We start from the raw sequence: 21913 nt of genomic DNA on the forward strand, positions 1-21913 counted from the left end.
TGTTGTTCTTCTAACCGGTGCACCGCTTGAGAGATTCGAGGTTGAGCGGTGCGCTCGCCTGAAGGCGCAGCGCACCACCAGGGCGCTTAGAACAGCGCTTCGTCGACTTCCATCAGCGTCTTCGAACCCGCGCGCGCCTGGCGGATCGAGGTCGCCGTTTCGGGCAGCAGCTTCGCGAAGTAGAAGCGCGCCGTGGCCAGCTTCGACTTGTAGAACGGATCGCCCGAGCTTTCCTTGTCCAGCGCGATGCGCGCCATGCGCGCCCAGAAGTACGCGAACACCAGATGACCCGCCGTGCGCAGGTACGGCACCGCGGCCGCGCCCACTTCGTCCGGGTTCTGCATCGCCTTCATGCCGATTTCCATCGTGAGCTTCTGCATCTTGTCGCCAATGTCGGCGAGCGGATTCACGAACTCCTGCATTTCCGTCTTGATGCCTTCCGCTTCCACGAAATCCGTCACCAGCTTGCCGAACTTCTTGAGCTTCGCGCCCATGTCGCCCAGCACCTTGCGGCCCAGCAGGTCGAGCGACTGGATCGTGTTGGTGCCTTCGTAGATCTGGTTGATACGCGCGTCGCGCACGTATTGCTCCATGCCCCACTCGGAGATGAAGCCGTGACCGCCGAACACCTGCATGCCGAGGTTGGTGCACTCGAACGCGTTGTCGGTGAGGAAGGCCTTGATGATCGGCGTGAGCAGCGCGACCAGATCGGCGGCTTCCTTACGTTCGGCTTCGTCGCCGTGCGAGAGCTCCTTGTCGATCTGCAGCGCCGACCAGTACGTGAAGGCGCGCGCGCCTTCCGCGTAGGCCTTCTGCGTGAGCAGCATGCGGCGCACGTCTGGATGCACGATGATCGGATCGGCGGCCTTTTCGGGCGCCTTCGGGCCGGTCAGCGAGCGCATCTGCAGACGCTCCTTCGCGTACGCCAGCGAGTTCTGGTATGCGACTTCCGTCAGCCCCAGCCCCTGCATGCCGACGCCCAGGCGCGCGGCGTTCATCATCACGAACATGGCGTTCAAGCCCTTGTTCGGCTCGCCGACGAGCCAGCCCGTCGCGCCGTCCAGGTTCATGACGCAGGTCGAGTTGCCGTGGATGCCCATCTTGTGCTCGATCGAGCCACACTTGATGCCGTTGCGCTCGCCGATCGCGCCCGACGCCGTGGGGATGAACTTCGGCACGATGAACAGCGAGATGCCCTTGGTGCCTTGCGGCGCGTCCGGCAGGCGTGCGAGCACGAGGTGGATGATGTTCTCCGCCATGTCGTGCTCACCGCTCGAAATGAAGATCTTCGTGCCGGTGATCGCGTAGGAGCCGTCGCTGTTCGGTTCGGCCCTGGTGCGCAGGATGCCCAGGTCCGTGCCGCAGTGCGGCTCGGTCAGACACATCGTGCCGGTCCACACGCCTTCGACGAGCTTGGGGAGATAGGTCTGCTGCAGCTCCGGCGTGCCGTGCGCATGCAGACATTCGTAGGCGCCGTGCGAGAGACCCGGGTACATGGTCCACGCCTGGTTCGCCGAGTTGAGCATTTCGTAGAGCGCGTTGTTCACGAACGCGGGCAGGCCCTGGCCGCCGTATTCGGGATCGCAGCCCAGTGCGGGCCAGCCGGCTTCGACGTACTGCTTGTACGCTTGCTTGAAACCCGTAGGCGTGGTGACGACGCCGTCGCCGGCGTACGTGCAGCCTTCGCGGTCGCCGGTCTGGTTCAGCGGAAACAGCACTTCCGAGCAGAACTTGCCTGCCTCTTCCAGCACCTGGTTGATGGTGTCGGCGTCGAGGTCAGCGTGCTTCGGCATCTGCTTGACTTCGCCTTCCACGTTCAGCAGCTCGTGCAGCACGAATTGCATGTCGCGCAGCGGCGCGGTGTACTGTCCCATGTTTGATCTCCCTTGATAGAGCTATAGAGTCCGGGCTTTCGCGTACCGCCGCGACGCTGTGCGCGGCGCTCGCTATTCGCTCACGCTCTGGTACGAAACAATCAGTTTTTCGAACGCGGCCCACGTATGCTCGACCGCATCCGGCAGGTGCAGGAAGCGGCCGTCATGATGCAGGCCGAGTGTCACGCTATACAGTTCGAACAGCATCAGCGCGGGATCGGTATCGCGCCGCAGATGCCCTTCTTCAATCGCCTGCGCAATGGCCCTGAGCAGCGCCGCACGCCACATCGTCACGCTCGCCACCAGTTGCTCGCGCACCTGGCTGTCCGCGCGGTCGTCGTACTCGACCGCGCCGCTGATGTAGATGCAGCCGGTCGTGACTTCGTGGATGCGTTTTTCGAACCATCGCGACAGCATCGCACGCAGACGAGGCAAACCGCGTGGTTCGCGCAAGCTCGGAAAGAAGACTTCTTCCTCGAATCTGCGATGGTACTCACGCACCACCTCGACCTGCAGGTCTTCACGCGAACCGAAGTGCGCGAAGACGCCGCTCTTGCTCATCTGCATGCGCTCGGCCAGCAATCCGATGGTCAGACCTTCCAGTCCGTCCCGGCCCGCGAGGTCCAGTGCTGCATCCAGAATGGCGGCCCGTGTCTGTTCGCCTTTACGCATAGCTTTATTTACCGTGACGATGTGGCCGCGATGTTGGCTTTATCTGCCGACATCTCGGCCTGAATTAAATCGAACGGCCGTACTATTGTTGAGGACAGCCGCCCGCGAAACAAGGACTTTATTAGAAACCGATTTCTAACCGGTACTCTAATTTCGGGGGTTCGCGCAAAGCGCACAAGCGAACATTTCTCGATTGCACAGGGCCCGATGGATATGGCAGACGCGCCGCTTGCCGAATCGCGCCGGGTCGTGTGCTGCGGCGCATCAGAAAGCTAGTCGTAACCGCCCACGGTCAGCAGTTTCATGACCACGCGATAGGAATTCCAGGCGAGCCAGTTCACCGCGCGCACATGCCAGGGACGCGCCTCGTAGCGGGCTCGATCGATCTTGGGGGACTCCTCGAAGGCGCTCAGGATCGCAGCGCGCAGTTGCCCGATCTGCGAATGCTGCACTAGCAGCACGTTGGCCTCGTTGTTGAGCACGAGACTGAGCGCATCGAGATTGGACGATCCGACCGTGCCCCATACGTCGTCCACCACCGCCACCTTACCGTGCAGCATGGTCTTTTCGTACTCGGCAATCTGCACGCCCGCGCTCAGCAACTGGTGATAGAGAAACGGCGTGCCGTAGTCGAGCACCTTGAACTCTTTTCGTCCGATCAACAGCTTGACCGTGACGTTACGCGCTGCCGCCTCCACCAGCGCGCGGCGCAGACGCCGCCCCGGCATGAAATAGGGATTGGCGAGCAGCACTTCCTTGCGCGCCTCGCCGATGGCGTCCAGATAGGCCTTTTCGATGGCCCGCCGGTTCACCACGTTGTCGCGCGCAACGAAGGCCACGCAGGGCACGTGCGCCGTGCGCGGATCGGGCACGCCCGCGCGCAGACGCTCGCGCAACTGCGCGACGATACGTTGCGCGCGGCCGGTACGGACCACCGGCGAGAGTTCGCGCAGCACTTCGTTGACGGCCTTGGCGGGCTGCATCACCGTGTGGCCGGTAGGATGCGGTGCGAGAAAGCCCGCGCTCGCCGGCACGCCTGGCGACAGGCTGGCCAGCGCATCGGGCGCATCGGGAGCATCGGGCCCGGCGAGCGGCGGTCTGTGCCCGAGACGGATACGCCGCCACTGCATTTCGATCGCCTCCCGCACATCCACCACCACCGGCCCGGCCAGCTCCACTGCGAAATCCCAGCGCGGGAACGGCAGCGGCTTGCCGTCGTTCTCCATATCGTCGACCACGTTGATGCCGCCGCAATACGCGAACTGATCGTCGATCACGGCGAGCTTGCGGTGCGTGCGCGAAAAGCCGAAGCGGCCGAAGATGTGCGGGTTATAGATGCGATGTTCGATCCCCGCGCCAGGCCAGCTGTTGAACAGATCGAGACGCGCCGTGCCCACGCCATCGGTAATGACGCGCACGCGTACGCCGCGGCGCGCCGCGCGCATCAGCGCGTCGGACAGCGCCTGTCCCGTGGCGTCCTTGCAGAAGATATAGGTTTCAAGCGCGACATCGCGCCGGGCGGCGTCGATGCGCTCGATCATCGCGCCGAAAAGTCCCTCGCCCGAATGGAACAGGCGCACCTCGTTGCCGCTCGTGAAGCGGTAGCGCGAACGGTAGCGCCGCCCCAGCAGCGCCTCGCGCAGCCGCATGACGCGGCGCGGTTCGAGGTCCGCTTCGGGATCGGCGCGGGTGTCGCTCACAGACGCTCTCCTGAATGATCCGCAGCCAGACGCGCGGGCAATTGCAGGATCGCCTCGCGGTTGGACGACGAGAAACATTTCGCCGCCGCTTCCTCGTACGGCAGCCACAGAAACGCGGTGTGCTCGCGCGGCGCAAGCGTCACCGGCGTGCCCTTCGGCACTTCAAGGCTGAACCAGTGCTCGGTATTGCGCGTGACGCCTTCCGCATAACGGTGACGCCAGACCGGGTAAATCTCGTAGTCGATCTCGTGATGCCAGTCGCGCAGCGCTTGCGCGGGCACGTCCGGCGCGCCGACAACGATGCCCGTCTCCTCCGCCACCTCGCGCACGGCCGTCTTCAGAAACGGCTCGTCGATACGATCCTTCGAGCCCGTGACCGATTGCCAGAAGCCGGCGCGGTCGGCGCGCTCGATGATCAGCACATCCATCTGCCCGTCCACGGGCGGCGTATGGATGACGACGAGTACGGATTCAGGAATCTTCGGCGGCTTCGTTGAAATCGGCATGGCGGTAAAACAGGTGGGGGCCGCGACGTTTGCGACTGTCTTGTCAGAATTTAACGCAAAAGGGGCACAAGGCGCTCGGCTTCGATGGCCGCGAAGTCTAGCAAATCGGCGTGAATCGAACGTTCAACGGGATCTGCAAGCTCGGCGTTGATCACGCAAGGCGAAAAAAAAGAGGCGCTTGCGCGCCTCTTCTTCATACCGCTTCAGACAGGCTTACTGCGCCGTCTTCTGCTCGGGCTGACGCAGACGGATGTGCAGTTCCTTCAGTTGACGCTCGTCAACTTCGCTCGGCGCCTGCGTGAGCAGACACTGCGCGCGTTGCGTCTTCGGGAATGCGATCACGTCGCGGATCGAGTCAGCGCCGGCCATCATCGTGACGATGCGGTCCAGACCGAAGGCGATACCGCCGTGCGGCGGCGCGCCGTATTGCAGCGCGTCCAGCAGGAAGCCGAACTTCGCACGCGCTTCTTCCGGACCGATCTTCAGCGCGCGGAACACCTTGCTCTGCACGTCTTCCTGATAGATACGAACCGAACCGCCGCCGATTTCCCAGCCGTTGAGCACCATGTCGTAGGCCTTCGCGAGACAGCGGCCCGGATCCGTTTCCAGATATTCCAGGTGCTCGTCCTTCGGGCTCGTGAACGGGTGGTGAGCCGCCACGTAGCGGTTTTCTTCCTCGTCGTATTCGAACATCGGGAAGTCGATCACCCACAGCGGCTTCCAGCCCTTCTCGACCAGGCCGTTGGCCTTGCCGAATTCCGAATGGCCGACCTTCAGGCGCAGTGCGCCCAGGCTGTCGTTCACCACCTTCGCGCGATCTGCCGCGAAGAAGATGATGTCGCCGTCCTGCGCGCCAGTGCGCTCGAGGATGGCGGCGATCGACGCGTCGTGCAGGTTCTTGACGATCGGGCTTTGCAGACCGTCACGGCCCTTCGCGACTTCGTTGACCTTGATCCAGGCCAGCCCCTTCGCGCCGTAGATGCGCACGAATTCCGTGTAGCCGTCGATGTCGCCACGCGAGAGTTCGGCGCCCTTCGGCACGCGCAGTGCGGCCACGCGGCCGTCCTTGCTGTTGGCCGGCGTGCTGAACACCTTGAAGTCGACGTCCTTCATGGCGTCGGTCAATTCCGTGAATTCGAGCTTCACGCGCAGATCCGGCTTGTCCGAACCGAAGCGGCTCATGGCTTCCGAGTACGGCATGACCGGGAACTTCGCGTCGAGTTCGACGCCGATCGTTTCCTTGAACACGTGACGCGCCATGTCTTCGAACAGGTCACGGATTTCCTGCTCGCCGAGGAACGACGTTTCGCAGTCGATCTGCGTGAATTCCGGCTGACGGTCGGCGCGCAGGTCTTCGTCGCGGAAGCACTTGACGATCTGGTAGTAGCGATCGAAATTCGCAACCATCAGCAGCTGCTTGAAGAGCTGCGGCGACTGCGGCAGCGCGAAAAACTGGCCGGCGTTCACACGCGAGGGCACGAGGTAGTCGCGTGCGCCTTCCGGCGTGCTCTTGGTGAGCATCGGCGTTTCGATGTCGATGAAGCCAAGCGCATCCAGATACTTGCGCGTTTCCATCGCCACGCGGTAACGCAGGCGCAGGTTGTGCTGCATTTGCGGGCGACGCAGATCCAGCACGCGGTGCGTGAGGCGGGTGGTTTCCGAGAGGTTGTCGTCGTCGAGCTGGAACGGCGGCGTGACCGACGCGTTCAGCACCACGAGTTCGTGGCACAGCACTTCGATCTTGCCGCTCTTCAGGTTGGCGTTGACCGTGCCTTCCGGACGATTGCGAACCACGCCCTTGACCTGCACGCAGAACTCGTTGCGCACGCCTTCGGCGACCTTGAACATCTCTGCGCGGTCCGGGTCGCACACGACCTGGACGAGGCCTTCGCGGTCGCGCAGGTCGATGAAGATAACGCCGCCATGGTCGCGGCGGCGCTGCACCCATCCGCACAGCGAAACGTTTTGGCCCAGCAGCTGTTCGGTCACCAGACCGCAGTATTCAGATCTCATCGACATGATGTTCGTCTTTCGTTATGCGTAAATTAAACAGGAAGGCCACGCGTGTTTGAGACCCGACGTGGCATCCGGTATTTAAAGCGGGGGATCGATGGGACGGCGCGGGGTCGCGGCAGGCGCGACAACGCCCATCGAAACAATATACTTGAGCGCGGCATCGACCGTCATGTCGAGTTCGACGACTTCGCTCTTCGGCACCATCAGGAAAAAGCCCGAGGTGGGATTGGGCGTGGTCGGCACATACACGCTCACGTGATCTTCCTGCAGATGGTTCACCACGTCGCCGCCCGGAATACCGGTAAGGAACGCGATGGTCCACGAGCCCTTGCGCGGGTACTCGATCAGGAGCGCCTTGCGAAAGGCATTGCCGTTGCTGGAAAGCAGTGTATCGGAAACCTGCTGGATGCTTCCATACAGCGGACCGATGATCGGGATGCGGCGCACCAGCGCATTCCACCACTCCACCAGCTTCTGGCCGATGAAATTATGCGTGAGCAGGCCCACCACGAAGACGAACGCCAGCGTGAGCACGGCGCCAAGGCCCGGCAGATGGAACGACGGCCGCCACGACTGCGGCAGCAACAGCAAAGTCTGATCCATCGTGCTGATGACGAGATTCAGGACCCACAGCGTGAGGGCCAGCGGCACCAGCACGAGCAGGCCAGTCAGGAATACCGATTTTAACGTCGCTTTCTTGATCGTCATGTACACGCCATCCAGGCCGCGCGCGAGGCGCGGCGCTTGTGCGGCCAGACCCCGGAAAACCGGACCCGGGCCGCAGGGTTTCAGGTCGAGCCTGCCGTGCTCGTGCTGCTTGTGCTGCTCGTCGCGCTTGCGCTGCCCGTAGCCGACGCGGCTGCGGGAGCCGCTGCGGGCGCGCTTTCGGCTGCCGGCTTGCTGGCTTCGGAAGACGCGCCTTCGGCCTTCGCGCCGTTGTTGCCGCTATTGCCGCCCCGGAAGTCGGTGACGTACCAGCCCGAGCCCTTCAGCTGGAAACCAGCCGCGGTAACCTGCTTGCGAAACGTATCCGCGCCGCAGCTGGGGCACTGCGTCAGGGGCGCATCGCTAATCTTCTGCAGACAGTCCTTGTCGAAGCCGCACGACTCGCAGCGATAAGCGTAGATCGGCATGATCTCTTTCCTGATGAAACGAGTGAAAGTCAGGCGCAAAAACCTGACAAATGCTTGGTAGGGTAGCCCCTCTTCCTCGCGGAAAAGGGGCCCCCTAGGAACTGTACGTGCGAGTTTCCCCGCATACAGCTCGAGCCTACAAAATGCAAAGTCCTGCCTATGGCAGGACCGGCTTAGTTACAACAGTGCCTAGGGCATGTACCTGCTGGTGGCAGTGCGGATGGAGTAACACTCTGTTGTATAAGCCGTCTGACCCGCCATGCATCCGATATTCCAGATGATGGTCGTGCCATCCCGTCTCATCCGTCAGAGCGCCGCCGCAGTGCGCACAAAGGCCATCCTGCGACATGTACAGAGTTACCCACTGCCTGCGATAGCGCATTGATTCTTCCATGCGCGATTGCCGCAGCTGTTCCCCGTACTGCTCCCACTGTGGATCAAAGGGATTGAAATCCCCCTTGATCTTCTTGTGGCGTTTGATTGCTGTACCACTGATCGAGTACAGGTCAAGCCATCCGCGACTGCCATCGCGCGCGAGCTTTGGGCTTGCGAATACCCCGTTTCGGTCCCCGATAGCGTGAAAGTACTTCTGTTTCACCCAATCAGTTCTCTTTTGCGGGTGTCGTCGCCGAGACCATCGCCAGAGTCTCCGATAAATCAGATACTCCATGCGGGTGTACGCCTGCTTGGCTACTACAGGGCTGTGGTACTGCGCCCAGCCTCGTAGCATCGGGTTCAGCAGCCGGATCAGATCCTGCTGCTTAACCGTCTTTTTGCCGCTGATCGTTTCCGCAACCTTGCGATAGAACGTCTTCACATTCTTCTTGCTCGGTTTGATGAGTAGTTTTCCCGAGTATTTCCGGAAATTCCACCCAAGGAAGTCGAAGCCGTCGTCAATGTGCACGACCCGCGTTTTCTCCTCCGACAGTTGCAATCCCCGCGTAGCAAGGAAGGCTTCCACCCAAGGCCGGATTTCGCTGTCCAGCACCTCTTTCGAGGTGCCTGTGATCACGAAATCGTCCGCGTATCGCACCACATTTACCTTCAGCTTCTTCGCTTTCACGATCCCCAATTTCGCACCAAGGTGCTCGATCAGTTCACGCTCCAGCCCGTTCAGCGTCACGTTAGCCAGCGTCGGGGAAATAATGCCTCCCTGCGGCGTACCGGCCTCAGTCGCCTGAAGCTGCCCCTTATAAATCAGGCCAGCCTTCAACCACTTCCGGAGGATGCCCGTGTCCATCGGGACATGGGACAACAGCCAGTCATGGTTGATCCAGTCAAAGCATCCCTTGATGTCCGCTTCCAGCACCCATTGGGCGGAACCCTTCTGGGACAAGGAAACAAACAGCTGGGACATGGCATCGGCCGTCGAACGATTTCTCCTGAACCCATAAGAGTTCGGATCGCTCGTTGACTCTGCCACTGGCTCCAAGGCCAGCAGATACAGGGCTTGCATCGCCCTGTCCCGCATGGTCGGAATGCCCAGAGGGCGCTCCTTCCCGTTGGCCTTGGGGATAAAGACCCTCCGTAATGGCAGAGGCTTGTATCCGCGCCGCTTCAACCTGCCGATGGCTTCCCATCGGCTTTCAGGCGAATCCCACAGTTCGCGATCGACTCCAGCCGTTCGCGCACCCTGGTTCTGCGTAACACGTCGTACCGCGTACAACTTTGCGGACAACGTGCGGGTCAGCATCCGTTGCAGGGCTTTCACCCTGCGCCAGTCACCTTCCCGCGTCGCCTTCGCAATTCGAATCTGCATCCCTCTCACGTTCCGCTCAACCCGTCGCCAATCTACGGCGTACCAGTTGTCCGGCGCGTGTGAAAGCGCAGACCCGTCCTTTCGGACAGATACTCTCATGCTGCTCTCCCGCTCGAAGAAGTGAATCCCGCGCGAGGAGCAACACGTCCCTTGCGGGAGCGTTTTGCTCCCGCAACGGGGTAAGAACAACACTGACGGCTAAGAAGTCGCCAGCCATCACAATTTCCGCTAGAGGGTAGTCAGCCGTCTTGCGACGGTAGACCAGACGGAAGTCTGCCCGCTTTCGCGTGGGGTGATGTTCCAACCCCTATGCATCCCATTACAGGATACCTTTCGCTTTCTCCGTCCTCCCATACCCGCACGGTCAACAGCGTTCCTTGCGGTCCGCCTGCCTGCAATGTTCCGCAGGCAACCCTACGGGCTTACCACGTTCCCGGCATGTCACACGACTGATTTAGGTTCTGCCTCTCCCCCGGTGGCCCGATGACGACGTAACCCGAGCTTTGAGCGGGTTATCCGGCCACACACCGTTTGGTTAATGCCTGTCAGCAGCTTAGGCACCACAATTCTTACGAGGTTTATCAGCAGTTCACTTGCGTTAACCTTGTCAGCCAACCTAAGGTCTCAACCCCTGTGCTGCTAGGAGTATCGGACACCGACCTCACGGCCGAGAGTCCCCGAACTTTCTGGGACCTATTGTCAGAGAAGCTTCACACCTCATCGTTGCCAATGACGCATGTCCTCCTAGGTTACTGCTGGTCGTACAGCAGGTTCACTACCCCCACCAGTACTCCGGTGAGGACGAACAATGACACACCGAGCTTTCGCTCGTATCGGCTAGCGAAATCCCCCATCCGGAAGCTGAGGGATATTGCAAACGACACCCCACCCTGTCGGCGGAGGTGAAGCCGCTGACTGGGCGGGACCTGACGGTAATCAGGTCAATGCAACAAGGTCTCCGGCTGACTGCTCCGGTTTCCAATTTCACTACAAGGTGCACCTTTATGGGGTGCATCTGCTACTTCAATTGCGGCCCACAAGGTGGCCGCCCGCGGAGGGCATGGTGAGTTGCCTCAATAACCCTCTATAAAGTTACTGCCTACTTCAGTCGATGCTCCGTAACGTGGAGCAGACGGACACGAGCGTGCGTGTCGCACCAAAGCCTTGAATTATAGCCGCAAACGCTCCCCTGGCCCGGGATTTGCCGGGACGTGGCCAATGCAGGGGAACGCAGCGCACGCGTGTGTAGTTGGGGACGGCTTGTGTCCGATCAAGGGCTTGCGGGTGTTTCAGGCGTGCGCCAAGGCGCCGGCGCTCGCTCAGCCAGCGTTGCGCCGCCACGTCAGCCAACGTTCGCGGCCTTGAAAGACGGGCAGCGAGCCCTCCACGGGCTGATCGTCGATCAGCGTGAAATACGGCTCCAGCAGCGCGTCGAGTTCGGCGCGCGCGATGCCGAACGGCGGCCCCTTGGGCGTCTCGCCGAGGAAGTAATAGCCCGCCAGCAGCGCGCCCGGTGCGAGCAGTGCGGCCATGCGGCGCGCGTAGTCCGCGCGTTGCGACTTCGGCAGAGCGCACAGGAAAGCGCGCTCGAAAATCCAGCCCGGCGTGAATGGCGGCGCGTAGGTGTAGAAATCGGCTTCCTCGACCACGTCTGCGTGGTCGCCCAGCAGCGCGCGCGCACGTGCAACCGCCGACGGCGCGAAGTCGATGGCGCGCACCTTGCGCCCGCTCCTGGCCAGCCAGCCCGCTTCCCAGCCGTTGCCGCAGCCCGGGATCAGCACGGCGGCGTCGGAATGGGCCTGCGCAAACGCCTCGAAAGCCGGTAGCACGCCCGCCTGATCCCAAGGCGTGAAGCCGCGCTCGAAGCGCTCGTCCCAGAACGCGGGCGCGGCCGGATCGCGCGTATCGAATTCGGGCGCGTTGTTCTGGGGCGCACTGCCCGGGGTCGTGTCTTCTTTCGGCTCGTCTTTTGATGCGTTTGTCGGGTCGCTCATCGTCTCACTCCTGGTCCCAGGCGGGCCCATGTAAGGGCTTCAGCCGCCGTATCCGTACGCGAGTGCCAGCCACATGCGCGTCGCCACCATCCCCACGCCCACCGCCACGCCAAACACCACAAGGCCCTGCAGCAGACGATTGGTGCGACGCTGCTCGGCGAGAATCTGGCGGATAGCCTCGTCGTTGGCGCGTCCCGGTTCCTGGCGATGCAGCAGCGCCTGATGCACGAGGCGCGGCAGTTGCGGCAGCGTCTTGCTCCACTGCGGCGCTTCGATCTTGAGACGCTCGTACCAGCCGCGCAAGCCAATCTGTTCGGTCATCCAGCGCTCCAGATAAGGCTTGGCGGTTTTCCAGAGATCGAGTTCGGGATCGAGCGAGCGCCCCAGCCCTTCCACGTTGAGCATGGTCTTTTGCAGCAGCACCAGTTGCGGCTGGATTTCGACGTTGAAGCGGCGCGAAGTCTGGAACAGGCGCAGCAGCACCTGGCCCAGCGAAATATCCTTGAGCGCGCGATCGAAATACGGCTCGCAGACAGCGCGGATCGCACTTTCCAGTTCCTCAACGCGCGTATTGGGCGGCACCCAGCCCGACTCGATATGCAGCGTCGCCACGCGGTGATAGTCGCGCTTGAAGAAAGCGAGGAAGTTCTGCGCGAGATAGTTTTTATCGAAGTCCGACAGCGCGCCGACGATGCCGAAGTCCAGCGCGATATAGCGCCCGAAATGCGCCGGATCAAGGCTCACCTGAATGTTGCCGGGGTGCATATCGGCGTGGAAAAAGCCGTCGCGAAACACCTGCGTGAAGAAGATTTCCACGCCTTCGCGCGCGAGCTTGGGAATATCCACGCCCGCCGCGCGCAGCCGGTCCACCTGGCTGATCGGCACGCCCACCATGCGCTCCATCACCAGCACATTGGCCGTGCTGAACTCCCAGTACATCTCGGGCACCATCAGCAGATCGAGACCCGCGAAGTTGCGGCGAAGCTGGCTGCCGTTGGCGGCCTCGCGCATCAGGTCGAGTTCGTCATGCAGATATTTGTCGAATTCGGCAACCACTTCGCGCGGCTTCAGGCGTTTGCCGTCGGCCCACAGACGCTCGGCCCACACGGCGATATCGCGCAAGAGCAAGAGATCGGAATCGATCACCGGACGCATGTTCGGGCGCAGCACCTTGACCGCTACGGCCTTGCCGGCGTGCTGGCCGGACTTCACCTTGGCGAAGTGAACCTGCGCGATCGACGCGCTCGCCACCGGCACGCGCTCGAAATCGTCGAACAGCGTGTCGACGGGCGCGCCCAGCGATTTTTCGATGATGTCGATCGCCACCTGCGATTCGAACGGCGGCACCTGATCCTGGAGCTTGGCAAGTTCGTTGGCAATGTCGAGCGGCAACAGATCGCGCCGCGTCGACAGCACCTGGCCGAACTTCACGAAGATGGGGCCCAGGCTTTCGAGCGCGAGACGCAGGCGCACGCCGGGCGGTTGATCGAACTTGCGGCCGATCGTGGTGATGCGGAGCAATACTCTGACGCGCCGGTCATTGATCCGGCTCAACATCATTTCGTCGAGACCGAAGCGGATGACCGTAAAGAAAATCTTCAGGAAACGCAGAAAACGCATGTCTTAATTGCCTTGTAGCGTGCTCGGGCCGCGCGAGGCGGGGTTCTGGGCCCCGCTCGCGCCGCGCGCTTGTGTTTTTTGTTCAAGGCGCTCGATGCGCTTTTCGACGCGCGCCAGTGCATCGCGCGCGCGGGACAGCTCGGTGTTGAAGCTGTCGAGCTCGGCGTGCCGCACGAGCTGAGGTTGTTCGTCGAGCAGATACTCGGTGACGGAGCCCAGCACGTTGCGACCGGTGCGCAGCGCCTGCGTGTGCAAGCTGCGCGCGAACGACGCGATGCGCGAGGCCGGCGCGTCGCCGATCAGCTTCGCGAGATCTTCCTCCGGCTCCCAGCGCAGGTGCTCGGCGAGCTTGCCGATGATCTGCGCGAACTCTGCGTCGCCTTCGATCTTGACGTGCTTCATGACGGCCGACCGACCGCCCTGCACATACGAGGAGAGCGCGCCCGCAGGCAGCGATAGCGCGACGTCCGCATGACCCGCGTCCTGCTCCTCGACTGCGGCGAGATAGCCGTCGGGCTGCACGAGCAAGGTGAGAACGACAGGCGGGCAGGACAGACGCGCGGTCTTGCCGGCGTAGGGGGCCAGGCGGTCGCGGGCCCACGATTCGCGGGCGAGCAGGTGATTGACAGCGGCGGCGAAGGGCTTGGCGGCGAGGGTCATCGGCTTGGAAATAAAAAAACCCGCGCGGGCAGCGAGCTCGCGCGGATTCCTATTGTAGCGTTCGAGGCGCAAGGCCGCGCCGCCACGGGCGCACAGCCTCAGGGCGCGAGCTATTTCGCCACGCCTTCAGCGCATGCTGCGCCGTCAGTGCGACTCGACCTGCTGGATGCCCGCGAGCAGCCAGCCCTCGCCCGTCGTGCGCGACTTCGACAGGTTCCATATTTCGACAAACGGTGCAGCCGCCGCGCCCGCCTCTTCGCGGATCAAGCCCGAGAAGCGCACGCTCGCGACGTACTCGCTGCCACGTTCCTCGACCGCCAGCAGATCGGCGTTGAGTTGCACGACGTCGGTCTGATTGGCCTGCGCGCCACGGCTGGCGAGATCCACACGAATTTCGGCGAACATCTCGGGCGTGGTGAATTCGCGGATGTCCTCGATATTGCCCACGTCCCACGCGGCCTGCAGACGCACAAAGTACACCTTGGCATTGCGCAGGAAGGATTCGGTGTCGAAGCCTGCCGGGATGTCCGGCGCGCTGTTGATCTGCGGCGTGGTGAGCGGCTGCGCTTCGGGCGCGAGATACTGGCCCGTGGGCGGCGCGGTGTAGCGCGGCTCCGACGGACGATAGGCACCCTGATTCAGACTCGCGCCACCCGTTTGATACGCGGGCTCCGCAGCACGGCGACGGTTCATGAACTTGCGGATCAGCCAGATGGCGATAAAGGCGATCAGCGCGATCACGATCATGTTCGCCATCATGCCGGCGAAAGCCTCACCCAGACCGAAGTGCGAGAGCAGCGCCGCAATGCCAAGACCGGCCGCGAGACCCGCGATCGGCCCGAGCCAGCGATTACGCGCCGGTGCGGGCGCGGGCGTCGGTGCAGGCGTGCCCGGAGCGCGCTGCGCGCCGGCCTGCTGTGCGGGGCTGGGTTGCGCCGGCGGCGGCGTGGCGCTGCGCTGCGTGGCGGTGGTCGATTGACGGCCGAAGCTGCGGCCGCCGCCCATGCGCTTTGCTTCCGCGTCGAGCGAAGCCAGGCTGCCCGCCACGATCGCGCCAATCACCGCGAACGTGCCGATTCGCCTCGCCCAAGACATTGAAAGCTTCCTGGAAGCATTGTTGCAGGTCTCAGGCATGGCGTAATTTCCTTTAAAGACAGTGATTTAGGAACATCAGTACTTTGTCCCGACATGTAAGGCTACCACGCCAGCTGACAAATTGTAATATTTGACGGCATCGAGGCCGACTTGTTCCATCATCGTCTTCAATGTTTCCTGGTCCGGATGCATGCGAATCGATTCCGCCAGGTACTGATAGCTGTCCGCATCCTGGGCAAAGCGCTTGCCCAGCCACGGCAGCACCTTGAACGAATACACGTCGTAAGCCTTCTTGAGCGGCTCCCAGACCTTCGAGAATTCGAGCACCATCACGCGGCCGCCCGGCTTGATCACGCGGCGCATTTCGGCCAGCGCGCGATCCTTGTGGGTCATGTTGCGCAGGCCGAAAGCCACTGTCACCAGGTCGAAGTAGTTATCCGGAAACGGGATCTTTTCCGCGTCGCACAGCAGCGCGGGCGTAATCACGCCCTTGTCGATCAGGCGGTCGCGGCCCACGCGCAGCATCGATTCATTGATATCGGTATGCCAGACTTCGCCGCTCGGGCCGGCCTTCTTCGCGAACGCCATCGACAGGTCGCCCGTGCCGCCCGCTATGTCGAGCACCTTCGCGCCCGGACGGATATTCGCCTGCGCGATCGTGAACGCCTTCCAGGCGCGGTGCAGCCCGCCCGACATCAGATCGTTCATCAGGTCGTAGTTCGAGGCGACCGAGTGGAACACACCGGCCACCTTCTTCGCCTTGTCCTGTTCGTCGACTGTCTGATAGCCGAAGTGGGTTTTGCTCATCGCGCTCGTCCTTTCGCGGGTCTTGAGCCGGATCGTGTCCGGCTCTTTTTGATGGAGTGCGCCGCGCCCCTCGCGCGGCGGCTGGATCGTAACAGGAAGCGTCAGTGGCAGTGGCCGTGCGCGGCAGCGCCACCAGGCAACTGCGCGGCCATAGGCGCGTCGCGCTCGACGCCCGCGGCCTTGAGCTTCGCGAAGTACTCGGCCCAGAGCGCGTCCTGACGCGTCGCCAGCTCGTAGAGCTGGTCCCAGGAGTAGATGCCGGTGTTGTGGCCGTCGGAGAAGGTGGGCTGCAGCGCGTAATGGCCGACGCCTTCAAGCGCCGTGATCGTCACTTCGCGCTTGCCGGTCTGCAGCGTCTCCTGGCCAGGGCCGTGGCCGCGCACCTCGGCGGAGGGCGAATAGACGCGCATCAGTTCGAACGGGATGCGATAACTCTCGCCGTTCGCATACTGCAATTCGAGCACGCGCGACAGCGCATGCACCACGACGCCGCTCGGAATCGGCGTATCGGATTTCAGTCCACTCATGATCGTCCCTGTTCGATCGATGCGATCCTGGGCGGCGCGGCGACGCTCACGAAGCCTGCGCCTGCGCTATTTCCTGCCGCACCGCTTCGCGCAGCAGCGTGGCCTGCGCGCGGCGCTGCCCGAGCATCGCCTCCGACACCGTACGCTGACGCGGCGACCACACCGACATCGGAAAATGCGCGTCGTTGGTGAAACGCGGAATCACGTGCCAGTGCACGTGCGGCACCTGATTGCCGAGACTCGCCAGGTTCACCTTCGACGGCTGCATGATGCGGCGCAGCGCCCGCTCCACCGCATAGACGGCGCGCATAAGGTGTTCCCGATCGGCATCGGCGAGATCCGAGAACTCGGCGACATGCGTATTCCAGATCACGCGGCAAAAGCCGGGGTATTCGGCTTCGGCGGTCGCAAGGACGACGCGCAGACGCTCGTCTTCCCACAGCACTTCCCCGCCTTCCTCATTACAGAATACGCATCCCATCGTTGTCCTCGAACCCGTGTTACGGAAAATTTGGCGCTGCCATTAAACCAGCACGCGTTCGATTCCGCCATTGTTCGCGTGGTTCACGTAGTCGGCCATCCAGTTTTCGCCGAGCACGTGGCGCGCGATCTCCACCACGATGTAATCGGCTTCGACGTTGGCGTCTTCGTTATAACGCGACAGACCTTGCAGGCAGGACGGGCACGACGTCAGGATCTTGACGTCCTGGACCTTGCCCTGGCCGCCGGCTTCCTGCTGCGTCGCCGGTTGCACGCCGTTCGCACCGTTGCCGATGATCGGAATGTCACGCAGTTTCGCCGCGCCCTTTCGGATTTCCTCTTCCTTGCGGAAACGCACCTGCGTCGATACATCCGGACGCGTCACCGCGAGCGTGCCCGACTCGCCGCAGCAGCGATCGTTCTTCTCGATCTTGTAGCCGTCTTTTTCCGAACCCATTAGTTCGTTGACGAGCTTGACCGGATCGATCGTCTTGATCGGCGTGTGGCACGGGTCGTGGTACATGTAGCGCGTACCCGACACGCCATCGAGCTTGATGTTCTTTTCGAGCAGGAACTCGTGGATGTCGATGATGCGGCAGCCTGGGAAAATCTTGTCGAATTCATAACCGGCGAGCTGGTCATAACACGTCCCGCACGACACCACCACGGTCTTGATGTCGAGGTAGTTGAGCGTGTTCGCCATGCGGTGGAACAGCACGCGGTTGTCGGTGACGATCTTCTCGGCCTTGTCGAACTGACCCGAGCCGCGCTGCGGATAGCCGCAGCACAGATAGCCTGGCGGCAGCACGGTCTGCACGCCCGCTTCCCAGAGCATGGCTTGCGTGGCCAGACCCACCTGCGAGAACAGACGCTCCGATCCGCAGCCCGGGAAGTAGAACACCGCTTCCGAATCCACATTGGTGGTCTTCGGATTGCGAATGATCGGCACGATCTTGTTGTCTTCGATGTCGAGCAGCGCGCGCGCCGTCTTCTTCGGCAGGTTGCCCGGCATCTTCTTGTTGACGAAGTGGATCACCTGCTCGACCACCGGCGCACGGCCCGTCGTCGCAGGCGGATGCGCCGTCTGCTTTTTGACGAACTTCTTGAGCACGTCATTGCCCAGGCGCTGCGCCTTGTAACCCACGCCCATCATCGCGGTGCGCGCGAGGTTGATGGTCTGCGGATTGGTGGCGTTGAGGAAGAACATGCCCGCCGCGTTGCCCGCGTTGAACTTCTTCTTGCCCATCTTGCGCAGCAGATTGCGCATGTTCATCGTCACGTCGCCGAAGTCGATCTTGACCGGGCAAGGCGTCACGCACTTGTGGCAGACCGTGCAGTGGTCGGCCACGTCGTTGAACTCGTCCCAGTGCTTGATCGACACGCCGCGGCGCGTCTGTTCCTCGTACAGGAACGCCTCGACCAGCAGCGAAGTCGCGAGAATCTTGTTGCGCGGGCTGTACAGCAGGTTCGCGCGCGGCACGTGGGTGGCGCACACCGGCTTGCACTTGCCGCAGCGCAGACAGTCCTTGACCGATTCGGCGATCGCGCCGATATCGGACTGCTGCATGATCAGCGATTCGTAGCCCATCAGGCCGAACGACGGCGTGTAGGCATTGCGCAGGTCGGCGCCTTCGAGCAGCTTGCCCTTGTTGAAGCGCCCTTCCGGATCGACGCGCTGCTTGTAGGCGCGGAATTCGGCGATCTCGTCTTCGGTGAGGAATTCGAGCTTGGTAATGCCGATGCCGTGCTCGCCCGAGATCACGCCGTCCAGCGAGCGCGCGAGCTTCATGATGCGCGCCACCGCATGGTGCGCGTCCTGCAGCATCTCGTAATTGTCCGAGTTGACCGGCAGGTTGGTGTGCACGTTGCCGTCGCCGGCGTGCATGTGCAGCGCCACGAACACGCGGCCGCGCAGCACCTTCTTGTGGATCGCCTGGGCTTCGTCGAGGATCGGCTTGAATGCGCCGCCGTTGAAGATCTGGCGCAGTTCGGCGCGGATTTCCTGTTTCCACGAGATGCGCACCGTGCGGTCCTGCGTGACCTGGAACACATTGGTGTCCGGTTGCGCGTCGCAGCGGTCGGCGAACTTTTCCGCCAGCGCTTCGTAGCCCAGTTGCACGAGATGGTGCTGCGCCTCGCGCAACGGCATGTCGAGCTTTTCGCCCACGAAGGTCCAGCGCTCGCGCACGCGCTTGAGCAGATCGAGCGCCTGCTGCACGCGGTCTTCGAGCAGTTCCGCCGACGGAATCTCGTTCGCGTCGTCGGTCTTGCCGAGCGGCAGCTTGCCTGCCTGGAAGAACGCTTCGAGCGCGTCGACAAGTTGCAGCTTGTTCTTGATCGACAGTTCGATGTTGATGCGCTCGATGCCGTCCGTGTACTCGCCCATGCGGTTGAGCGGAATCACGACATCTTCGTTGATCTTGAACGCGTTGGTGTGCTTGGCGATCGCGGCCGTGCGCGAGCGGTCGAGCCAGAAGCGCTTGCGCGCTTCGGCGGACACCGCCACGAAGCCTTCGCCGCTCTTGCCGTTGGCCATGCGGATGACTTCCGAAGTGGCCGTGGCCACCGCGTCCGCATCGTCGCCGACGATATCGCCGATCAGCACCATCTTCGGAAACGCGTTGCGCTTGCTCTTGGTCGCGTAGCCCACGGCGCGCAGATAGCGCTCGTCCAGATGCTCCAGACCCGCGAGGATCGCGCCGCCCTGCCTGGAAGTTTCGAACAGGTAGTCCTTGATTTCGACGATGCTCGGAATCGCATCGCGCGCCTGGCCGAAGAACTCCAGACAGACCGTGCGCGTGTTCGCGGGCATCTTGTGCAGCACCCAGCGCGCGGACGTGATGAGACCGTCGCAGCCTTCCTTCTGGATGCCCGGCAGACCCGCGAGGAATTTATCCGTCACGTCCTTGCCCAGACCTTCCTTGCGAAAGCGCTTGCCTTCGATGTCGAGCCGTTCGGTGCGCAGCAGCTTTTCGCCCGGCGCGTACTCGCCGTCGAACCACTTGAGTTCGAAGCGCGCCACGGGAATGTCGTGGATCTTGCCCATGTTGTGGTCAAGACGCGTGACTTCGAGCCAGTTGCCCTGCGGATCGACCATGCGCCACCAGGCGAGATTGTCGAGCGCCGTGCCCCACAGCACGGCCTTCTTGCCGCCCGCATTCATGGCCACGTTGCCGCCGATGCACGAGGCATCGAGCGAAGTCGGATCGACGGCGAACACGAAGCCTGCTGCGTCCGCGGCTTCGGTCACGCGGCGCGTGACCACGCCCGCGCCCGAGAAGATCGTCGCCACTTTACGGTCGACGCCGGGCAGATCGGTCATCTCGACCGGGCCGAGCTGTTCGAGCTTTTCAGTGTTGATGACGGCCGAGAACGGCGTGAGCGGCACCGCGCCGCCCGTGTAGCCCGTGCCGCCTCCGCGCGGAATCACGGTCAGGCCGAGCTCGAAACACGCCTTGATGAGACCGGCGATTTCGGCTTCGGTGTCGGGCGTGAGGACCACGAACGGATATTCGACGCGCCAGTCGGTCGCATCGGTCACGTGCGAGACACGTGCGATGCCGTCGAAGCGGATGTTGTCCTTCTGGGTACGCTTGCCAAGCACCTTGGTGGCGCGGCGGCGCAGTTCGGCCATCTTGTCGAATTCAGCGGCGAAAGCGTCGATCGCGCGGCGCGCCGACGAGATCAGCGTTTCCACGCGCGCGGCGCGCTCCAGACCTTCCTGGTCGCTATGCTCGACCAGGTCGGCCTTACGGCGCTTTTCGATTTCGGCGATGCGGTGATTGAGCGCCTCGATCAGCAGCGCGCGGCGCTTGGGGTTGTCGAGCAGATCGTCCTGCAGATACGGATTGCGGCGCACGACCCAGATATCGCCGAGCACTTCGTACAGCATGCGTGCCGAGCGGCCGGTGCGGCGTTCGGCGCGCAGTTCGGCCAGCGCGCTCCAGGCCTCTTCGCCTAGCAGGCGAATGACGATTTCGCGGTCCGAAAAGGACGTGTAGTTATACGGAATCTCGCGCAGGCGCGGTTCGATGTCGGCGGCCACGGCGGCGGCAGCGCCGTGAGGATCGAAAACTTGAGGTGCGTTCATGGTTGGACGACTCTTTGAGCCAGTTCCGCTCAGCGGGCTGCCTGGTGGGCAAGCGGCCTGCATGTCGGAAGCTGACGGGGCGCGTGGGGCGCTATTCTGAAATCGAGTCCGCCGGTGGCTCGCGGATGGCGTGCGGTGGCTGATAGCGGACGAAGGGGGTGGGGAAGCATGGCGGCAGCGCTCACGCCGATGGTTCCCCGGCGCTCGGACTTAGCGACACGATCGTGCGTGGCGGGCATGCCGCTGCGCCGCGGGGCGGGTCTCGCGCCGTGCGGGCATCAAATGGGCTGTCCGGGGTTGCCAGTGCATCTTCCGATCCTTGTTTCAAAACGCGATTTTAACGCATGATCCGCCCACGCGCTGACGGAGCACGGGAACAGTACGGACATATAACTTTCATTTTTTGTCATCGGGTGGCGAATTGATTCGCCGTCCAGAAGGTCGGGCAATGGCCTGGACGGGGCCGTCATGGGCATTTTGCGTGCGGCGCGTATGCCCGCCCTGCCCGCCCTGCCAGCCTGAGCTTGCGGCCAGCGCGTGTAGCGTTGGCGCTATCATTGACGTTTTCGCGTCATTTGCCGCGTTTTCGGCTTTTCGCGCACGCTCCGCCCTTCCCGATCACACTGCCGCGCCCAGCGCGCCCTCCGCATGGCTTCCCACGACGATTACCTCAAGAAAGTCCTCACCGCCCGCGTCTACGACGCCGCCCGCGAGACCGAACTCGAACGCGCGCCGAATCTTTCGACGCGTTTGCGCAACACGGTCCTGCTCAAGCGCGAGGACAACCAGCCCGTGTTCTCGTTCAAGCTGCGCGGCGCGTACAACAAGATGGCGCATCTGTCGGCTGAGCAATTGCAGCGTGGGGTGATTACGGCTTCCGCGGGTAATCACGCGCAGGGTGTGGCGCTCTCGGCGGCGCGGCTGGGTGTGAAAGCGGTCATTTGCGTGCCGACGACCACGCCGCAGGTGAAAGTCGATGC

General features: G+C 62.7%; 17 protein-coding genes. 1 reads left to right on the forward strand and 16 read right to left on the reverse strand.

Annotation, left to right across the window (positions count from 1 at the left end):
• Nucleotides 1-86 precede the first annotated feature (86 nt).
• The 16 genes from F4827_RS02925 to F4827_RS03000 all read right to left on the reverse strand — a co-directional run bounded on the left by F4827_RS02925 (nucleotide 87) and on the right by F4827_RS03000 (nucleotide 20933).
• Nucleotides 87-1874: an acyl-CoA dehydrogenase C-terminal domain-containing protein gene (locus tag F4827_RS02925; protein ID WP_183719840.1), complete on the reverse strand. Its 1788-nt coding sequence runs from the start codon at nucleotides 1872-1874 to the stop codon at nucleotides 87-89.
• 72 nt (nucleotides 1875-1946) lie between these two features.
• Nucleotides 1947-2546: a TetR/AcrR family transcriptional regulator gene (locus F4827_RS02930; RefSeq protein ID WP_183719837.1), complete on the reverse strand. Its 600-nt coding sequence runs from the start codon at nucleotides 2544-2546 to the stop codon at nucleotides 1947-1949.
• Nucleotides 2547-2818: 272 nt separating this feature from the next.
• Nucleotides 2819-4195: a phospholipase D-like domain-containing protein gene (locus F4827_RS35095; RefSeq protein WP_260174922.1), complete on the reverse strand. Its 1377-nt coding sequence runs from the start codon at nucleotides 4193-4195 to the stop codon at nucleotides 2819-2821.
• A gap of 47 nt (nucleotides 4196-4242) precedes the next feature.
• On the reverse strand, nucleotides 4243-4752 hold the full coding sequence (gene nudB, locus F4827_RS02940; RefSeq protein ID WP_183719834.1) for a dihydroneopterin triphosphate diphosphatase: 510 nt from the start codon (nucleotides 4750-4752) through the stop codon (nucleotides 4243-4245).
• 213 nt (nucleotides 4753-4965) lie between these two features.
• Nucleotides 4966-6771 carry an aspartate--tRNA ligase gene (gene aspS / locus F4827_RS02945; protein WP_183719831.1) on the reverse strand — a complete coding sequence of 602 codons (1806 nt, stop codon included), beginning with the start codon at nucleotides 6769-6771 and terminating at the stop codon, nucleotides 4966-4968.
• A gap of 75 nt (nucleotides 6772-6846) precedes the next feature.
• Complete coding sequence (locus tag F4827_RS02950; protein WP_183719827.1) at nucleotides 6847-7476, reverse strand: DUF502 domain-containing protein; 630 nt, start codon at nucleotides 7474-7476, stop codon at nucleotides 6847-6849.
• Nucleotides 7477-7556: 80 nt separating this feature from the next.
• A complete protein-coding gene (locus tag F4827_RS02955; protein WP_183719824.1) occupies nucleotides 7557-7901 on the reverse strand; it encodes an FmdB family zinc ribbon protein in 345 nt (114 codons plus the stop codon).
• 157 nt (nucleotides 7902-8058) lie between these two features.
• Nucleotides 8059-9759 (reverse strand): group II intron reverse transcriptase/maturase, encoded by a 1701-nt coding sequence (gene ltrA, locus F4827_RS02960; RefSeq protein ID WP_183719821.1) that lies wholly within the window; start codon nucleotides 9757-9759, stop codon nucleotides 8059-8061.
• A gap of 1220 nt (nucleotides 9760-10979) precedes the next feature.
• Complete coding sequence (locus F4827_RS02965; protein WP_183719817.1) at nucleotides 10980-11654, reverse strand: methyltransferase domain-containing protein; 675 nt, start codon at nucleotides 11652-11654, stop codon at nucleotides 10980-10982.
• 39 nt (nucleotides 11655-11693) lie between these two features.
• Entirely contained in the window at nucleotides 11694-13274 is a 1581-nt protein-coding gene (gene ubiB, locus F4827_RS02970) for a ubiquinone biosynthesis regulatory protein kinase UbiB (protein ID WP_183719814.1), read from the reverse strand.
• Between the two features lie 3 nt (nucleotides 13275-13277).
• Nucleotides 13278-13934 (reverse strand): SCP2 domain-containing protein, encoded by a 657-nt coding sequence (locus F4827_RS02975; RefSeq protein ID WP_183721278.1) that lies wholly within the window; start codon nucleotides 13932-13934, stop codon nucleotides 13278-13280.
• A gap of 144 nt (nucleotides 13935-14078) precedes the next feature.
• A complete protein-coding gene (locus F4827_RS02980; RefSeq protein ID WP_409258751.1) occupies nucleotides 14079-15029 on the reverse strand; it encodes a Tim44 domain-containing protein in 951 nt (316 codons plus the stop codon).
• A gap of 75 nt (nucleotides 15030-15104) precedes the next feature.
• On the reverse strand, nucleotides 15105-15836 hold the full coding sequence (gene ubiE, locus F4827_RS02985; RefSeq protein WP_027817942.1) for a bifunctional demethylmenaquinone methyltransferase/2-methoxy-6-polyprenyl-1,4-benzoquinol methylase UbiE: 732 nt from the start codon (nucleotides 15834-15836) through the stop codon (nucleotides 15105-15107).
• A 101-nt stretch (nucleotides 15837-15937) separates the two neighbouring features.
• Nucleotides 15938-16363 carry a gamma-butyrobetaine hydroxylase-like domain-containing protein gene (locus tag F4827_RS02990; RefSeq protein ID WP_183719808.1) on the reverse strand — a complete coding sequence of 142 codons (426 nt, stop codon included), beginning with the start codon at nucleotides 16361-16363 and terminating at the stop codon, nucleotides 15938-15940.
• A 46-nt stretch (nucleotides 16364-16409) separates the two neighbouring features.
• On the reverse strand, nucleotides 16410-16844 hold the full coding sequence (locus F4827_RS02995) for an HIT family protein (protein ID WP_183719805.1): 435 nt from the start codon (nucleotides 16842-16844) through the stop codon (nucleotides 16410-16412).
• Nucleotides 16845-16886: 42 nt separating this feature from the next.
• A complete protein-coding gene (locus tag F4827_RS03000) occupies nucleotides 16887-20933 on the reverse strand; it encodes an FAD/FMN-binding oxidoreductase (protein WP_183719802.1) in 4047 nt (1348 codons plus the stop codon).
• Nucleotides 20934-21581: 648 nt separating this feature from the next.
• On the opposite strand from F4827_RS03000, the gene F4827_RS03005 reads away from it, so the two are divergent.
• On the forward strand, nucleotides 21582-21913 hold a 332-nt coding region (locus F4827_RS03005; protein WP_183719799.1), incomplete at its 3' end, for a pyridoxal-phosphate dependent enzyme.

Source organism: Paraburkholderia bannensis, assembly GCF_014200455.1.
Classification (GTDB): domain Bacteria; phylum Pseudomonadota; class Gammaproteobacteria; order Burkholderiales; family Burkholderiaceae; genus Paraburkholderia; species Paraburkholderia bannensis_A.

Bases quoted from the DNA above. Each gene is read 5' to 3' on its own strand.
- ubiE (WP_027817942.1), bottom strand. From the start codon at position 15,836: ATGAGCAAAACCCACTTCGGCTATCAGACAGTCGACGAACAGGACAAG.
- F4827_RS02995 (WP_183719805.1), bottom strand. From the start codon at position 16,844: ATGGGATGCGTATTCTGTAATGAGGAAGGCGGGGAAGTGCTGTGGGAA.
- F4827_RS02950 (WP_183719827.1), bottom strand. From the start codon at position 7,476: ATGACGATCAAGAAAGCGACGTTAAAATCGGTATTCCTGACTGGCCTG.
- nudB (WP_183719834.1), bottom strand. From the start codon at position 4,752: ATGCCGATTTCAACGAAGCCGCCGAAGATTCCTGAATCCGTACTCGTC.
- F4827_RS02925 (WP_183719840.1), bottom strand. From the start codon at position 1,874: ATGGGACAGTACACCGCGCCGCTGCGCGACATGCAATTCGTGCTGCAC.
- F4827_RS02930 (WP_183719837.1), bottom strand. From the start codon at position 2,546: ATGCGTAAAGGCGAACAGACACGGGCCGCCATTCTGGATGCAGCACTG.
- F4827_RS03000 (WP_183719802.1), bottom strand. From the start codon at position 20,933: ATGAACGCACCTCAAGTTTTCGATCCTCACGGCGCTGCCGCCGCCGTG.
- ubiB (WP_183719814.1), bottom strand. From the start codon at position 13,274: ATGCGTTTTCTGCGTTTCCTGAAGATTTTCTTTACGGTCATCCGCTTC.
- F4827_RS02990 (WP_183719808.1), bottom strand. From the start codon at position 16,363: ATGAGTGGACTGAAATCCGATACGCCGATTCCGAGCGGCGTCGTGGTG.
- F4827_RS02965 (WP_183719817.1), bottom strand. From the start codon at position 11,654: ATGAGCGACCCGACAAACGCATCAAAAGACGAGCCGAAAGAAGACACG.
- F4827_RS02955 (WP_183719824.1), bottom strand. From the start codon at position 7,901: ATGCCGATCTACGCTTATCGCTGCGAGTCGTGCGGCTTCGACAAGGAC.
- ltrA (WP_183719821.1), bottom strand. From the start codon at position 9,759: ATGAGAGTATCTGTCCGAAAGGACGGGTCTGCGCTTTCACACGCGCCG.
- F4827_RS02975 (WP_183721278.1), bottom strand. From the start codon at position 13,934: ATGACCCTCGCCGCCAAGCCCTTCGCCGCCGCTGTCAATCACCTGCTC.
- F4827_RS02980 (WP_409258751.1), bottom strand. From the start codon at position 15,029: ATGTCTTGGGCGAGGCGAATCGGCACGTTCGCGGTGATTGGCGCGATC.
- F4827_RS35095 (WP_260174922.1), bottom strand. From the start codon at position 4,195: ATGCGGCTGCGCGAGGCGCTGCTGGGGCGGCGCTACCGTTCGCGCTAC.
- aspS (WP_183719831.1), bottom strand. From the start codon at position 6,771: ATGTCGATGAGATCTGAATACTGCGGTCTGGTGACCGAACAGCTGCTG.